This is a genomic window from Streptomyces avermitilis MA-4680 = NBRC 14893 (assembly GCF_000009765.2).
Lineage (GTDB): Bacteria > Actinomycetota > Actinomycetes > Streptomycetales > Streptomycetaceae > Streptomyces > Streptomyces avermitilis.
The window spans coordinates 8,718,925-8,734,054 of the sequence record NC_003155.5; the positions used below are offsets into that span (position 1 = coordinate 8,718,925).

12 protein-coding genes and 1 pseudogene are annotated in these 15,130 nt (G+C 72.2%); 8 read left to right on the plus strand and 5 right to left on the minus strand.

Annotation, left to right across the window (positions count from 1 at the left end):
- The first annotated feature begins 40 nt into the window (after positions 1–40).
- The 3 genes and pseudogenes from SAVERM_RS37530 to SAVERM_RS45420 all read left to right on the plus strand — a co-directional run.
- Positions 41–811 (plus strand): GNAT family N-acetyltransferase, encoded by a 771-nt coding sequence (locus tag SAVERM_RS37530; protein WP_010988705.1) that lies wholly within the window; start codon positions 41–43, stop codon positions 809–811.
- 371 nt (positions 812–1,182) lie between these two features.
- Positions 1,183–1,959: a lysophospholipid acyltransferase family protein gene (locus tag SAVERM_RS37535; RefSeq protein WP_242432221.1), complete on the plus strand. Its 777-nt coding sequence runs from the start codon at positions 1,183–1,185 to the stop codon at positions 1,957–1,959.
- A gap of 30 nt (positions 1,960–1,989) precedes the next feature.
- A pseudogene (locus SAVERM_RS45420) lies at positions 1,990–2,049 on the plus strand (hypothetical protein); the annotation flags it as partial.
- A gap of 45 nt (positions 2,050–2,094) precedes the next feature.
- Here SAVERM_RS45420 and SAVERM_RS37540 read toward each other — a convergent pair.
- Positions 2,095–5,019: a type 1 periplasmic-binding domain-containing protein gene (locus SAVERM_RS37540; protein ID WP_052082306.1), complete on the minus strand. Its 2,925-nt coding sequence runs from the start codon at positions 5,017–5,019 to the stop codon at positions 2,095–2,097.
- A gap of 631 nt (positions 5,020–5,650) precedes the next feature.
- Between SAVERM_RS37540 and SAVERM_RS37550 the strand changes: the two genes are divergently transcribed.
- Both SAVERM_RS37550 and SAVERM_RS37555 read left to right on the plus strand, forming a co-directional pair.
- Positions 5,651–6,295, plus strand: coding sequence for a GAP family protein (locus tag SAVERM_RS37550; RefSeq protein WP_010988708.1), 645 nt, complete (start codon positions 5,651–5,653; stop codon positions 6,293–6,295).
- 221 nt (positions 6,296–6,516) lie between these two features.
- Complete coding sequence (locus SAVERM_RS37555) at positions 6,517–7,836, plus strand: SGNH/GDSL hydrolase family protein (protein ID WP_107083138.1); 1,320 nt, start codon at positions 6,517–6,519, stop codon at positions 7,834–7,836.
- 37 nt (positions 7,837–7,873) lie between these two features.
- Here the strand turns inward: SAVERM_RS37555 and SAVERM_RS37560 are convergent, their stop codons facing one another.
- Both SAVERM_RS37560 and SAVERM_RS37565 read right to left on the minus strand, forming a co-directional pair.
- Positions 7,874–8,104 carry a hypothetical protein gene (locus SAVERM_RS37560; protein ID WP_010988710.1) on the minus strand — a complete coding sequence of 77 codons (231 nt, stop codon included), beginning with the start codon at positions 8,102–8,104 and terminating at the stop codon, positions 7,874–7,876.
- 80 nt (positions 8,105–8,184) lie between these two features.
- Positions 8,185–8,829, minus strand: coding sequence for a class I SAM-dependent methyltransferase (locus tag SAVERM_RS37565; RefSeq protein ID WP_010988711.1), 645 nt, complete (start codon positions 8,827–8,829; stop codon positions 8,185–8,187).
- Between the two features lie 165 nt (positions 8,830–8,994).
- Between SAVERM_RS37565 and SAVERM_RS37570 the strand changes: the two genes are divergently transcribed.
- Complete coding sequence (locus tag SAVERM_RS37570) at positions 8,995–9,648, plus strand: hypothetical protein (RefSeq protein ID WP_037647102.1); 654 nt, start codon at positions 8,995–8,997, stop codon at positions 9,646–9,648.
- Positions 9,649–9,669: 21 nt separating this feature from the next.
- Here SAVERM_RS37570 and SAVERM_RS37575 read toward each other — a convergent pair whose 3' ends face one another.
- A complete protein-coding gene (locus tag SAVERM_RS37575) occupies positions 9,670–10,677 on the minus strand; it encodes an LLM class flavin-dependent oxidoreductase (protein ID WP_010988713.1) in 1,008 nt (335 codons plus the stop codon).
- A 73-nt stretch (positions 10,678–10,750) separates the two neighbouring features.
- Complete coding sequence (locus tag SAVERM_RS37580) at positions 10,751–11,608, minus strand: (2Fe-2S)-binding protein (protein WP_037647105.1); 858 nt, start codon at positions 11,606–11,608, stop codon at positions 10,751–10,753.
- Positions 11,609–12,050: 442 nt separating this feature from the next.
- Here SAVERM_RS37580 and SAVERM_RS37585 point away from each other — a divergent pair, with 442 nt between their 5' ends.
- Entirely contained in the window at positions 12,051–13,223 is a 1,173-nt protein-coding gene (locus tag SAVERM_RS37585) for an ATP-grasp domain-containing protein (RefSeq protein ID WP_010988715.1), read from the plus strand.
- A complete protein-coding gene (locus SAVERM_RS37590) occupies positions 13,220–14,983 on the plus strand; it encodes an IucA/IucC family protein (protein WP_010988716.1) in 1,764 nt (587 codons plus the stop codon). The genes SAVERM_RS37585 and SAVERM_RS37590 overlap by 4 nt, the downstream gene beginning before the upstream one ends.
- Positions 14,984–15,130: the final 147 nt, after the last annotated feature.

Here is a 15,130-nt window from a genome sequence, read left to right on the forward strand (position 1 = left end):
CCCCGTTCTCGCCGAACCGGCCCGTGACCAGGAGTGAGCCATGACCGGCGTTTCCACCCTCGACAGCCCGCCGCAGCCGACGGCCCCCGCCCGCTACACCGTCACCCTCGCCCGCGACGAAGCCGACGTCCGGGCCGCGCAGCGGCTGCGCCACGACGTCTTCGCCACGGAGATGGGCGCCCTGCTGTCCACCCCGCAGCCGGGGCTCGACATCGACGCCTTCGACGCGTACTGCGACCACCTGCTCGTCCGCGACACGGCGACCGGTCAGGTCGTCGGCACCTACCGGCTGCTGCCGCCCGAGCGGGCGGCGGTCGCCGGCCGGCTCTACTCCGAGAGCGAGTTCGACCTCGGCCCGCTCGCCGTAGTCCGCTCCGGACTCGTCGAGGTGGGCCGCTCCTGCGTCCACCCCGACCACCGGGACGGCGCGGTGATCGGGCTCATCTGGGCCGGCATAGCCCGCTACATGGTCGACGGCGGCCACGAGTGGCTCGCCGGCTGCTGCTCCGTTCCGCTCGCCGACGGCGGTGCGCTCGCCGCGGCCACCTGGGACCGGGTCGAGGCCAAGCACCTGGCGCCCGAGGAGTACCGGGTACGGCCGCGGCTGCCCTGGAACCCGGAGGGCGTGGCCCGGCCGGCGCGCACCGAACTGCCGCCCCTGCTGCGCGGCTATCTCCGCCTGGGCGCCTGGGTGTGCGGCCGCCCCGCGCACGACCCGGACTTCGGCGTCGCGGACCTCTACGTCCTGCTGCCGATGCGCCGAGTCGACCCGCGCTATCTGCGGCACTTCCTCTCGCTCGTACCGGCGTGATGAGCGCGCCCCGCATCGGAGCGCCGCGACCCCCGCTCCCCGGCGTGCCGCTCCCTCGTCCCCGTCCCACGGTCCGACCGTGCCCGCGCCCTGCCGGGGCGACGCCGCCCGGCCCGAGCGCGCCGGTCCGACCGACGACCGCGGCTGTGCCGGCACCCGGGTCCGTGCCGACGGCCGCGGCTGCGCCGGGGGTTGCGCCGGTGTCGGGGGTCGTGCCGGTTCCTGGTCCCGTGTCGGTCTCCGGGGCCGTGCCCGTCCCCGCGTCCGCGTCTGCCGCTCGGCGGCCCCTTCCCGCGGGGTCCGCCGGGGGGCGTTCCGCCGCGCGGGTCAGCGCATGGCTGCCCACCGCGCCGTGCACTGCGCGTGGATGCGTGGAGAGCACGGCGGCCTGGACCGCCGTGCCGCGCGCGGTACTGCGGCTCACCGCGCTCCTGCTCCTGGTCCTGGCCGGTGTCCTGCTGACCCCGGCCGTCGGGCGGATGCGCGCGGCGGAGCGCGACCCGCTGATCCGACGATGGTGCCGGGCCGTGGCGCGTGCCGCCGGTGTGCGGGTGCGCATCACCGGGGCCGCCGCCCCCACCGGCGGCCTGCTGGTCGTGGCCAACCACATCTCGTGGCTGGACATCCCGCTGCTCGCCGCCGTCCGTCCGGCACGGATGCTCGCCAAGGCCGAGGTCCGCGCGTGGCCGGTGGCGGGCGCGGTGGCGGCACGAGGGGGCACCCTCTTCATCGAGCGCGACCGGTTGCGGGCCCTGCCCGACACGGTGGGGCGGATCGCCGCCGCCCTGCGCGGCGGGGCGGCCGTCGTCGCCTTCCCGGAGGGCAGTACCTGGTGCGGCCGGGCCCAGGGCCGGTTCCGGCGGGCCGTCTTCCAGGCCGCACTCGACGCCGGCGTGCCCGTCCAGCCCGTGCGTATCCACTACCGGTCCGCCGGGGGAGCGGCGAGCACCACGCCCGCGTTCGTGGGCGACGACCCGCTGCTCGCGTCACTGTGGCGGGTGGCGTCGGCGCGAGGGCTGGTGGCCGAGGTCGAGGTGCTGCCGATGCCGGCGGCCGGTGACCGCGCCGACCGCCGGGCCCTTGCCGACGCGGCGCAGGAAGCCCTGCGCAGGGCGAGCACAGGGCCGCAGTCGACGTCGCATCCCTGAGGCCCCTCCTTCGCCGCCCGCCGACGGTACGCGGACGTGCGCATCCAGCGGATCTACGGCGGCACCTCGGAGATCATGAAGGAAATCATCAACAGGTCCATGGACCAGTGCACGGGATGGAAGCCACTGCCGTCATCACGGCCGGTCCGCTGTGCTGCTGTTGCACACGGCCGCGCCCTGGGCTCCCCGCGGGTTGCACACGAAGACCTCGGTGGGCAGCTTGTCCATATCGGTGATGTCGTCGACGCGCAGGAGCGAAAGCGGCTTGTTCTTCGGCTCGCCCGAGCCCATGTCGTAGGAGAGGTGGCCGGTGACGCCAGGCCAGCCACCCTTCGCGTTCCCCCGGAGGATCTCGGTGTGGACGGCCGCCGGGTCGATCATCCGCCCGTCCCATGGCTGGGGCCACACACGGATGCGTCCGGCCAGCTGCTCGACGGCCTGGCTGAAGAGCATGGTGGCGTCGTACGCGAGACCGACCTGTTCGCCGATCCACTGCTGAGGGCCGGGCCCACCGACACACCTGGGCGGGCTGAGCAGGTCCGGTGACTGCACCGCGGCCAGGAACTGACCGACGTCCGGGTCGGGGCGGCGCAGCGAGGAGCACGTCGCCAGGCCCGACTTGGACACGTACAGCATGGTCAGGTTGTCCGGCGCCGTCTTGCGGAGCGTCTTGTTGGCCATGTAGCGGTTGACGGAGTCGTCGGCCACGAGGTGCCGGGGCCAGTCGTTGTTCTGGCAGGCTTGCCGCAGACCCGCCAGGAAGTCGCCGTATTCCGACCACCGGCCGGCGAAGAAGAGCATGCCGCGGTAATCGCACTCGCGTTGCATCGACCGTCCGGGATGCCACTTGGTGGAAGTGAGATCGCTGGTGCCCTTGAACTCCTTCTTCAAGTCGTCCAGAAGCGTGGCGACGTAGAGGTCGTCCTTGCGGCTGGACTTCTCGCCGAAGGTGACGTAAATGTGCAGGCCCTTCCAGCCCTTTCGGCGTGCGTAGGCGGAGAGCAGATGGACCTGGTCCCGGTTGGGCGGGGAGATCTGGAAGTACAGGTTCGAGTTGCTGTCGATGTGGTCGGCGGAGAGCGCCGGTGCGATCGCGGGGAGACCCACCCGATTGAGGTGGCGCAGGGCGACGGCGCTGGCGGTCCGGCTCTCGACGGGTCCGACGACACCGATCACCGGGGCGTCGGACGGTTGGCGTGCCAGCCGGGCGATCATGTCGACGGCGAGGTCGGCGTGTTTCATCTGGAAGCCGGCGTTGGCGATGACGATGCGCAGCAACGGGACGGAGGAGGTGTTCACCGTGGCCCGCACCCCGATGTACTGGGCGGCGGCCATGCCTTCCAGGCCTTCGCGTTCAGCGGCGTACGCCTCCTCACCGGCCTGGGTGGCACGACCGGTCAGCGTGCCCAGGTACACGACGGTGACGTACGGGCGGCGCCGGCCGCTCTCTTCCCAGGCTCTCCTGGCATCCCGGTTCTGGGCGAAGATGCGCTCCTGGATGTAGTGCAGATTCTCCTGGCCGGGCTGGTTGTTGAAGGTGAGGGCGGCGCCGTCGCTGAAGCCGATGCACTCTCCGCCGACGTCGCGCACGACGACGTCGGCGGCGAACGGCCGGTGCAGGCAGCCGGGAATCCCCAGATACCGCCCGGACCAGACCGCGGCGGGCACGAAGAGCAACAGGCAGGCGGCGACGATCACGACGGGGCGGCTGAACCACGGCGGAGCCGGGGCCGCCACCACGGCGGAGGCGGGCACCCGCTCCGCGTCCACCTCGCCATCGGCCCACAGCCGGCGCCGCCCGCGGACCCGGGCCGTCGGCGCGGAGGTCCGGCGCGCCAGACGGCTTCGGTACGAGACGGGAGCCCACTGGTTCCGGTCGATCGCGTGCAGATCCGTCATGCGCAGCGCGTGGGCGGGAGCGGACGGTACCGGGCCGCCGTCCTGCCGGCCTGCGACGTGTACCAGGAGGACGGGCACGAGCCGCCCGGTCTCGTCCCGCACCTGTTCCACGAGCCGGAGCAGTGTCCGGCTCGTGGTGGGTGATTCCCCGCTGCGGATCTGCACCACGGGGTACGCCGTGTGCCGCCAGCCGCCGGGCCGCCAGGGACGGCGCCGCAACGAGCGACGCAGGTCCTCCAGAAAGGCGTGCACCAGCAGCTTCGCCACCTGTTCGGAGGGCTCGTCGGCCCGGTAACCGGCGGTCAGCCGTTCGGCGAGGCCGAGGAAGTTCCCGGACAGTTGAGGTCTCAGGTAGGGCTGCCGCATGAACCACCGGTAGGTGCGCCCCAGTCCGGGAACACGGCCTCCGGCCACCACCCGGAAGAAGGCCGGGGGCACGGCCACCGTCAGTACGTTCCACAGGAATTGAAGGACGGGATCGAGCGCGCCGCCGAGGCCCGTGAGGTCGGCCGCGGGGCGGTCCGCTCCGCGTCGGGTCGCGCGCAGGTCGGCGGCGAGCACGGCGGGATACTCGTCCGTCCGGGCACCCGCGGGCAGCCGGGTGTTCATGGCCCACTGCACCAGGGAGAAGTGCCGGAAACGCAGCCGCGGTTGGCCGCTTCGCTGCCGTGCGAGGCCGTGGCAGACCTCGTCCAGCAGGACCCGCAGCGCCTCGACGTCCTGGTGATCGAGGGCGTGACCGGCGGGATCGGCCTCCTCGGCCAGCGCGGTTCCCCCGCGGTCCGCCCGTCGGCCGGACACTTCCGTGTCGGAGGCTGGGTCGTCCGTCCCGTCCGTCCCGTCCGTCCCGCCCGTCCCGTCCGTCCCGCCCGTCCTGGCCGTGCCGTTCGTGGGCTCCGGACCGTGACCGACCCGGGTTTCCGTCTCGGGCGACGGCACCGCGCAGTACGGGGTCGGCCGAGCGGCGGTGACCAGACGGCTGTTGAGCACGTCGTACACGGCTCGCGCGTGCGGGCCGTCGATCTCCAACGCGGGCAGCCACCGCTCGCCACGCCGCGGCCTGGGCACCAGTGCCCGCACGAGATGCAGGAACTCGGTCGTTCCTGGCGGCGCGTTCAGCAGGCCGTTGTCGTCCGCCCGCACCGGGTCGTGCTCGTTCACCAACGGATGTTCCCCCGAAACGTACGGTGTGCCTTCTTCCCCTTGTGCCTGTATAGCAGCGAAGAGTCACCGGATGTGTGCGTTCCGCGACGATGCGCAGGTGTGCGCACGTCGATGCACGCCCGGTCGGGTCCTGACCGGTGGGCGTGCGGGTAGATCCCAGCCGTGTTCCACTGGAAACCGCCGGTTCCACTGGAAACCGCTGGCCTGCGGAGACCCCGGTCCGCGGAAAGCCGCTTGCCTCGCAGTCGACGGATCCAAGGAGAAAAGCGCCTACCTGGATTTCTTCGCGGTATCGCTCGGGCAGCCGTCGTCGCCGGAACAGCAACTGCCGTGTCGAACCGTGGTGTCCCGGTGGCAAGCCGGCCGGTGGGCGGCACAGGATGAGCAACAGGCCCCGGTGCAGCCCGATCAGCCGCCCGCAGCGCCGGCTGCGGGCATGGACAACTGGATCGCCCCGCTCAAGGAGTCAGGCCCGCCGCGGGACCAGGGTGTCCTCGGCGACGCCGAGTTCGCGAGGGCCGAAGCCATGGGCCTCCTGAGCCCCTGAGGCCCGAGCGAGGACCTGGTCACACCGGCGGTCTTCGGCCAGGCACGCCCATCGAGCGGGCTCCTCGATCGGAGGGCACGCGTGGTTCTCGACCTCGTCGTCATTGGCGTGGCCATCACGTTGGGGCCGCTGCACAACACCGCCTTCATCCTGCTTTTGTCCGCGCCCAAGGGAGTCCGCAAGGGGCTCGCGTTCATTCTGGCGTGGCTGGCCTGTCTGGTCCTGCTGATCGCCGTCGTCGTCCTGCTCACAGGCGGCAGACCGCCGCCCCACAAAAGCGCGCCTTCCACCGCCGTTCTGGTCCTCAAGCTGATCCTGGGCCTGGGGATGGTGTTCTACGGGGAACGCAAGCGGCGCCGGGGGAGCCGGCCCCGCCAGTCCCCCAAGTGGATGGCGCGACTGGACCACGTCTCCGTGTGGGCGGCCGCCGGGTTCGGCGTCCTTCTCCAGCCCTGGGGCGCGGTCGCCGCAGGCGCGGCGACGGTGGTGGAGGCGAACATGTCGTCCGCCGCCACGTACTTCGCGTTGACGGGGTACTGCCTGCTCGCCACTTCGAGCCTGCTGGCGATGGAGCTGCACGCCACGTTCCGGCCGCTCACCGCCCAGGTCAGACTGAGGAAGCTGCGCGCATGGATCGACGGCCACCAGGACCAGGCGATCGTGTCCATCTCCCTGGCACTCGGCCTGTGGCTGATGGCCAAGAGCATCTACCAGCTCGTGGGGTGAGGCTCGAGCGGTCTCTCGGAATCAGCGCGACCGGCACCGGACGACCACGGGGTGCCGGCCGCTGCCGTCGGCGGGAGCGCGCCGGCTTGACCTGGCGGAACGCGCGCGGGCCCGACGCAGGGTGGGGCCAACCCGAAGGCCGATTCGGGGGACAGCCCCGGTGATCTCCGACCCGAAGGACGGTGAGATCTCCTCATCACTCTTTCCCGAGGAGATCTCTGATGCATTCAGCAAAGCCGCGTCCGCCCAGGACGACGGGACGACGAGGCATGCTCGCCGCCGTCACGGCGCTGCTCACCGCGCTCGTCGTCTCGGCGGCCGCCGTGGCGCGGGAGGACGCGCGGCAGCAACCGCGCGCCACCGGGGGGCCGGTGTGGACGGGGGCGTGGGGCACCGCCGTGCAGCGGCCCGTCGAGGGGAGCGAGGACAAGGGGCCCAACTGGTCGCGGCAGGGATTCGCCGACCAGTCCGTACGCCAAGTGGTCCGCGTCGCCACGGGCGGATCCACGGTGCGGATCCGGCTGTCCCACACGTACGGCACCACGCCCCTGCGGATCACCGCCGCGACCGTCGGCCGGTCCGCCGGAGACGCCCAGGTCTGGCCGGGCACGGCACGCGAGCTGAGGTTCGGCGGGAGTCAGGGCACCACCATCGCCCCCGGGCGGGACGCCGTGAGCGACGCCGAGGCCCTGAGCACCTCTCCGCTGGAGAAGCTGACAGTCACCCTGTACTTCGCCGGCCGCACCGGCCCGGCCACCTTCCACCGGTTCACCACCGCCACGTCGTACCGTGCCGCCGGACGCCACCTGTCCGACTCCGGCGGCGACGCCTTCCAGGACGCCACGAACGCCTGGTACTTCCTGAGCGGGGTGGAGGTGTCCGGCCCCGCCACCCCGCGGCGCGGCACCGTGGTCGTCTTCGGTGACTCGCTCGTGGACGGGACAGGGGCCACGCCCGGCGCCGACAACCGCTTCACGGACAAGCTCGCCGAACGCCTGGTCGCCGACCGTCGCCCGCTGGACGTCGTCAACGCCGGCATCGGCGGAAACCGGATCCTCAACGACTCGCCCTGCTACGGGGACAAGGCCGAAGACCGATTCCGGCGCGACGTACTCGACCGCCCCGGCCTGCGCACGGTGATCATCCACCTGGGCGCCAACGACATCGGTGCGCCCGAGATGGGGGACCCCTGCATGGGCTCCGCGCCCCGTGTGACCGCACGTCAGCTCATCGAGGGTCACAAGAAGCTGATCCGCGCCGCCCACGCCCGCGGCGTCAAGGCCGTCGGCGCGACCATCCTGCCCATGAAGGGCGCCCTCTTCCCCGTCTACAGCGAACGGGGCGAGAAGGTCCGGGCCGCCGTCAACCACTGGATCCGCACCAGCGGCGCGTACGACTCCGTCCTCGACGTCGACCGTGCCCTCGCGAGCCCGGCCGATCCGGCCCTGCCGCGCCCCGGCTACGTTGTCGAGGACGGCCTGCACCCCAACGAGGCCGGGTCCCACGCCATCGCCTCCGCCGTGGACCTGAACGCCCTCTGAAACTCCCACCGGACCGCAGCACCATGACGTCGGCCGGTTACGGGGCCGCCGCGCGGAAGAGGGCCAGGAGGGCCTGAGCCGGCGGGGTGTCCGCGTCGAAGAACTGCGTGCCCAGCGCAGGTGGCACGGCCGTTCCGTGCATAAGGACCTCGTGGCATTGGGCGACCGTCCTGCCGGGGTACGGGGCGCCCCGCTTGGCCGGGAGGGCGGAGATCCTCACGACCTCGATCAGCGCGGTGGCGGCAACGGCTTCGGCGGGGAGCTGCATGTGCGCAGTCTGCCCGCCGGGCCGGCAGCCGGCCAAGGCGCCAGGCGTCGCCCGGCGGACGGGAATGCGACGACAGGGGCCTAGGACTGGCGGTGCGCGAAAAGGACTGCTCCTGGAATGTGCCCGTCGAGGCCGAGCAGCCATTGAGCCTCGACAGTGAACCCGGCATCGCGCAGCCAGGCTGTCACTTGGACAGGCTGGCGGTGGTGGACATGGACCTTCATCGGGTGACCGCCGTAGCCCTCCGTCTTCAGTCGCGACTCGTCGCCGATGTGAAAGCCGAGCAGCAGCGGTCCGCCAGGACGCACCACCCGCCGGAAATGGCCGAAGACCGCAGGGATCGCATCGTCAGGGACGTGAATCAACGACCAGAAGGCGAGCAGGGCGGTGACCGACGCGTCGGCCAGGTTGAGATCCGTCATCGAGCCCACCTCGAACCGCAGGTCAGGATGGTCACGCCGAGCCACGTCGATCATCGCGGGTGAAAGGTCGATACCGAATGCGTCGACGCCCAACCCATGCAGGTGGGCGGTGACGTGCCCCGGTCCGCAGCCCACATCCGCCACTGGCCCGCCGCCGGCTGTGTGAATCATGCCGGCGAACAACTCCAGCGCCGCCCGAAGGTACGGCGTCCCTGCCAGGGCCCCGCGCAGTTGGTCGGCATAGCTGACCGCGACCGTGTCGTAGGAGCTCCGGGTGTCCGCCAACCATCCGTCCGCGTTCATGCCCCAACACGGTAGTTGATCAACTGCTCGATCAATCGGATGATCAAAAAATGCACGTCAGTTCTTCCTCATCCCCCGGCCTCGGCCGCGAGTTCGGTGGATCGTGCTGTCCCTCCAGGGCTGAGGAGCTCTTGCAGACGTCAGTCGGCGTATCCCGGAGAACCGATGAAACTACCCGTCACCATCCATCAAGCACGCCTCGGATCCGCGGAGTTCAAAGTGATCCGGCCGGCCCGCCCACTGGACCGCGCCGTGCTCATCGATCACGACCGGCACCTGGACGCCTACCTCGATCAGGACGCGGCGCGGCGAATCGGCGGGCTGTGGGAGCTTGCCGCCTCCTCACCGCACGCGCTGATCCACCTGCCGATACGAGGCAACCCGGCCCCTTCCCGCGACCTCCCCGCAGCCGGCACACGCCAGCTTGACCTCGTGCTGCTGCATCACTCGCGGCAATTCGCGCCTTCGCGCTGGAAGGAAGTACGCGGGCGACTGGGCCGAGGGCGCCCGCAGACCGTGACGCTGCCCGGGGCGGGCCGCGGTGACGGAGCCGTGGTCGACCCCGGGGCACGGCACCACCGGGAGAACCGGGACCTGTTCCATCAGCATCTCCACGCGGAGACTCTGTTCATGACGGGCAGCGCGAAGGTGTTCAGGGAGACCGCCCGGCACTTCCTCGATGTCGCCCGCAACGGTCCTGGCTACGTCCCCGTCCATCCGAGCTACCCGTACTTCTGCACAGAACTCCACTCCAACGACGGCATTCTCGGCGACGCCCGCGAGATCCACATCGAGTACTGCGACCAGTGGGACTCATGACCCGACACGACACCGCCGACTCTAGAGGGCGGTCAGTCCCGCGAGCCGGGCCAGCCCCCGGTAGGAGTCCAGCAGCGCGTCCCGGTCGTACGTGCTGGTGGTGACCAGCACCTCCTGCGCGCCGGTCTCCTTGATCACCGTCTCCAGTTCGTGGGCGACCTGGTCCTCGGTCCCGGCGATGTGACCGGTGAGGCCCGACTCGTAGAAGCCGCGCTCCCTGGCGGTCATCCGCAGGGACTCGACGCGCTCGGCGGGCGGCAGGGGCGGGAAGGTGCCGTGCGTGCGTGAGTACGCCATCGACCAGGCTTCGGGGACGAGGAGGCGGCGGGCGTTCTGCGGGGTGTCGGCCACCGCGATCGTGCCGGAGATCACGACGTACGGCTCCCGCGCCCAGGGGGAGGGGCGGAACGTCTCGCGGTAGTGGTCGATGCCGCGCCGCATCTTCTCGCGGTTCCTGAGGTCGCCGATCACCATCGGCAGCCCGGCGCGGGCCGCGATCGTGGCGCCCTCGCCCATGGCCAGCACGAAGGGCGGCACGGTCCGGCCCTCGGCGGGCCGCGCGTGCACGCCGGTCGGGGACGTGCCGAGGAACCAGCCGAGGAGCTCGTCGAGCTGCGCCGCGAAGTCGTCGGCATCGTCCTTGTCCCGGCCCAGCGCCCTGCGCACCCCGTCGGTGAAGCCGACGGACCGGCCGAGCCCCATGTCGACGCGGCCCGGGAAGAGGGCATCGAGTACGCCGAACTGCTCGGCCACGACCAGCGGTTGGTGGTTCGGCAGCATCACCCCGCCGGTGCCCACCCGGATGGAACGGGTGGCCGCGGCGACGGCCGCGGCCAGCACGGTCGGCGCGGAACCGGCGACTCCGGGCACGCCATGGTGCTCCGAGACCCAGATCCGGTGGTAACCGAGGCGCTCCAGGTCCCGCGCGAGCCCCACCGTGTCACGCAGCGCCGCCGCACCGTCGTGCCCTTCGCGGGTACGGGAGCGGTCGAGTACGGAGAAGCGGGTTGCCGCGATCACTGAGCTCACACGGTGTTCAACGCGTACCGGGCGCCAGGATTCCCGGGCCTCACTCCGCCGCGGGGGCCGGGGCCGGGGCGCCTCAGGCCTCCAGCCTGCGCAGCCGTTCCGCGTCGCAGGTGCGGGGGCAGGTGGCGCAGGCCTCGGCCGGGCGGATCGTGTAGTAGAGGCAGCAGCCGATGCGGGTGCGGGTCGGGTGGTGGCGGCCGTCGCCGCCGGTGAGGTGACGGAAGTCGGCGCCGCCGGGGAAGGGGGCCTTGGGGGAGGGCAGGAGCGCGGTGGCGGCCCGGATCGCGGCGGCCTCCCGGCCGAGTGTGCGGCCGAGGTACCAGATCCCGGAGACCAGGTCGTCGCCGACCATGCCCCACAGGGTGCGCGGTCCGCGCCGGACGTACGGGGCGAGCGCGGTCAGCAGCGGACGCATGTGGTCGGCGACCGCGGACCGCAGCGCGGCGCGCAGGGCCTCTTCGTCGGCCAGGGGGAGGGCGCCGGGGAGGGCGGCCGCCGGGTCGTCGGGCAGGCAGGCCAGGTCCGAGCCCGCGGTGATCGTGTACGTCCCGGACGCCAGGTCCAGGCGTACGTCCTCGGGGCGTATGCGCGGCACCCGCTGTTCCAGGTACCAGACCCCGCTCATCAGCAGACCGACCGACCACGCGTAGTCGTGGAGGGCGCGGGACGCGGCGACGTCCCGGCGCGGGGTGTGCCCGTGGCGGTCGTGGATCCGGGCCGCCTCGGCCTCGATGAACGCTTCGAGGGACGCTTGACTGTCCGTCAATTCGGCTCCGGAACAACCCGTTTGGGCAGGCGCCGCGCGGGGGTCGTCCTGGACGCGCACGGTCAGTGCCTCGCAGAGATCGCCCAGGCGTCGGTAGCCGGCGGTGAGCAGGCCGGGCACGCCGGTCGTGGCGGCGGTCGGCGGGAACTCCACGGCCACGGTCATGGGATCACTCCTGAGCATGAGGCTTCGACGCATGAGGCTTCGGCGCATGAGGCTTCGGCCCAAAAAAAGTAGGTAAGCCTTACCTTAGTGGACGGATCGTAGTCGCGATCCGCGCGAGCCGCCGCGTCGTCGATCAAGGGGTGTCCATGTCGCCCGCGTGTGACGGCGGTTTGGAAACTAAACCAAGGCTACCCTAAGCTCACGTTTCGTGACCGCGACCACGACCGAACGGGTCGCACCCACGGGTGTGCCCTTCCGTGCCCTCCGGCACGTTCCCCTGTCACCCGCCGACGCCGCGTCGAGCGGATGCCCGCCGACCTGGCCGAGGCCACCGGCGCGGACCTTCCGGAGACGTAACTCCCGTCGCCCTGGGCGGGGCCGCATCTGATCCGCGCGTCCGCGCCTCAACTCCTCACCCCAGAGCGGAAGTCATCCCCCCACCATGCGGCTCTACCTGCTGGCCCTGAACCCCACCGACTCCGTCACCGAAGGCTTCCTGCCCGCCGCGGCCCGCCTCGGCCTCGACGTCACGGTCCTCACCGACCAGCCGGACCCGCACCGGCGCGCGTATCCGGAGGTCGAGGTCCGGGAGTGCGACGTGCGTGACTACCGCGCCGTCATCACCCGGATCTCCGCCCACCACCCGCCCGACGCGATCTTCACCAACAGCGACCACCTCCAGACCCAGGCCGCCCTGGCCGCCGACTACTTCGGGCTCCCGGCGAAGAACTGGCGGGCCGCGCTGCGGACCAAGGACAAGGCCGAGATGCGGCGCCACCTCGCCGCCACCGGCGTGGACACCGTCTGGTCGGCCGAACTCACCGAACCGGTCGCCCTCGACGCGCCGTACCCCTGCGTGGTCAAACCCCGGGAAGGCGTCGCCAGCGAGGACGTGGTGCTGGTCGACGGGCCCGAGGAACTCGTCGCACGCTGCGCGGACATCCTGACGCGCCGTCCGGGCGCCGCTCTGGTCGTCGAGGAGTACCTGCCCGGCGAGCTGTACACCCTGGAGACCCTCGGCGACGGCCGCGTCCGGCACGTCCTGGGCGGCTTCCACACCGAACTGTCGCCGCTGCCGTACTTCATCGAGGAGCGGATGGCCTTCGTGCCCGCCCACCCGGAAGCGGTGCGCGCGCAGGTCCTCGCCCAACTGGACGCGCTCGAGGTCGGGTTCGGCGCCTGTCACACCGAGTTCGTGGTGCACGGCGGCCGGGCGCGGATCATCGAGGTCAACTACCGTGCCATCGGCGACCAGTGCGACCTGCTGCTCGCCCAGCTCCTGGAGATCCCGCTCTTCGAGCACATCCTCCGCACCCACCTGGGCGAACCCCTCCCCGCCGAACTGGGCGCCCGCCGCGACGGCGCAGCCCGCCTCGAGTACCCCTGCGCCGACCGCGCCGGCACCCTGACCGCGGCCCCCGCCGCCACAGAACTCGCCGTCGACGACGTCCGGTTGACCTACCGTCCGCTACGGAGCATCGGCGAACGCCACGAGCTGTACGGCACCAACCGCGACTACCTCGGCGTCCTGCGCGCCACCGGCACCGACCAGCAGGCCGTCGACAAGGCGACGGCCGGCTTCCTGGCCGCCCAGCGCTGGGAGATCGGGCCGTGACCGCCCCGACGGCCACCGACCCGGCCGAGGCCGAGCTGCTGACCCGGGTCCTCAGCGCCCTGCTGCGCGAGGACGTCGTCGGCCTGCGCACCCGCAGCACGCTCGTGCACCGGGCCGACGGCCCCTGGCTGCGGCTGGCCCACCCCGGCGACGCCCTGCTGCTGCCCGTGACCGAGGACGGGTTCCAGAGCCGCCATGCCGCCCGGCTGCCGTTGCTCGTCAGCGAGACGGACGGCGAGCTGAGGACCGTCTCGACCGTCCTCGGGGCGCTGCGCACCCGGGCCGAGCCCCCCGACCGCGACGGCTTCGACGCCTTCGCCGAGGAATGCCGCCAGACGCTGGCCACCCTGCGGCTGCACTCCGGAACCCGGCAGGAGATCGCCCAGCTGCTCACCGCACGCCACGGCGCCGACCCCGCCGACTGGACCGGCCTCGCCGGCGGCCTGGCCCACGACACGCTCGCCGCCCGCCTCGACCACCCCGTCTACCCGACCGCGCGCGGCCGCTCAGGGCTGGACGCGCGGCAACTACGCGCCTACGCACCCGAGTTCCACCCACGCTTCGCCCTGCGCTGGCTCGCCGTACCCCGCCGGGCGCTCACCCTCTCGACGGGCGTGCTCCCGGACCGCTGGCCCACGCCGGCCGCGCTCGGCCTGCCCGAGGCCGAGCACACGCATGTCGCCCTGCCCGTACACCCGCTGACCGTCGGCGCCCCGCTGGACGCCGCCCTGCGGGCCACGGATCTGGCCGACTCCGCGATCCTCGCGAGCCGCGGCCACCTCGACGTCGTACCGACCCTGTCCATGCGTACCGTCGCGGTGACCGCCGATCCGTCCCTGCACCTCAAACTGCCCCTGCCCACCGCGACACTGGGGCTGCGCAACCGGCGCACCATCAAGCCCGGCACCCTCGTCGACGGAGCCGCCGGCCAACGCCTGCTGGAGGCGGTGACCGCCCGCGAGCCGCGCTTTCGGGACACCGTCCTGCACGCCGACGAGACCGGCTACGCGCACGCCGGGCACGAGCTGCTCGCCGTACTGTGCCGCCGCCAGCCGGCCGGACTCGACGGCTCGGTCGTCGTACCCATGGCCGCCCTGCTCGCCGAGGCGCCGGGCGGCCGGCTGGTCGTCGACCACCTCGCCGACCGCTTCTACGGCGGTGACCCGCTCGCTCTGCTGGACGCCTTGCTGACCCTGCTGTTCGACTGGCAGACCACGCTGTTCGGCTACGGGATCGCGCTGGAGTCGCACCAGCAGAACATCTCCCTGGTGCTGGACCGGCAGGCGGACGGCCGGACCCGGCCGCGGCTGCTCCTCAAGGACAACGACGGACCACGCATCAACGCCGTACGGCTGCGCGAGCGGCTGGGGGACGCGGCGCCCGGGCCCGCGGACTTCGACGACGCGCGCGTCTTCGGCGACGGTGACGGACCGGTCGCCGACCTCTTCACCACCATCACGCTCCATCTGTGCGCGGGCGCCTACGCGTTCGGCCTCGCCCGGCACGGTCGCGCCCGGCTTCCGGCAGTCCTCGGGCTCGTACGCGACCGCCTCGCCGAGGCCGTCGAGCGGCTCGGGACCGGCGTGGGCGAGCCCGGTGCGGTTCTGCGCGCCCGGGTGCTGGACGCGCCGCGGCTGCCGGTCAAGGCGATGGTCACCGCCGGAACGCTGCTCAGCAAGGAACGTTCGGGTGCGGCCGACATCAACAAGCACTACACCAGCGGCCCCAACTACCTGCTACGAGCCGGTGATCCGGCATGAGCGCCGGACGTCCTTGGACGCCCGTCCATGTCCTTCGGCCCCCGGCAGGTGCGCGCGAGGCCGGTACGGCCGCGACCGCCGGAGCCATCGTCCTGATCACCGTATGCGTCCCCACCCTGCCCTCTCTCCGCCCCCGCTGGAGCCGCT